Source organism: Methanocalculus natronophilus (assembly GCF_038751955.1).
Classification (GTDB): Archaea; Halobacteriota; Methanomicrobia; order Methanomicrobiales; family Methanocorpusculaceae; genus Methanocalculus; species Methanocalculus natronophilus.
Genome location: NZ_JBCEXH010000056.1, coordinates 1 through 250, shown reverse-complemented (window position 1 = coordinate 250; position 250 = coordinate 1). Strand labels below are relative to the sequence as shown.

The following is a 250-nucleotide window of genomic DNA, read 5'->3' as shown; positions in this document are numbered from 1 at the left end:
TCAACGTTATTTTCCCAAGTCACTAAATCAAGTGTTGTCTGACCATTTGTAGGAAGAATTTTTAACTCAAAGTCTCCTGAAACATCAAGTCCATCGATTTCTAAAAATCCAATAGTGTCATCTACCTCTTCGCCGGTCCCAACGAGGTCGTTGTTGATATAAACTTCAATCCCAGCTGGTGTACTAAAAGCGGCTTCATAATAAACACTTAGTTTACGTACCCCCTCAGGCACAATGCCTTGCATGGAAC

At 40.8% G+C, this 250-nt stretch carries 1 protein-coding gene; it reads right to left on the bottom strand.

Translation table 11 applies throughout. The features are described 5' to 3' along the window. On the bottom strand, nucleotides 1–250 hold a 250-nt coding region (locus ABCO64_RS10375; RefSeq protein ID WP_343089410.1), incomplete at both ends, for a hypothetical protein.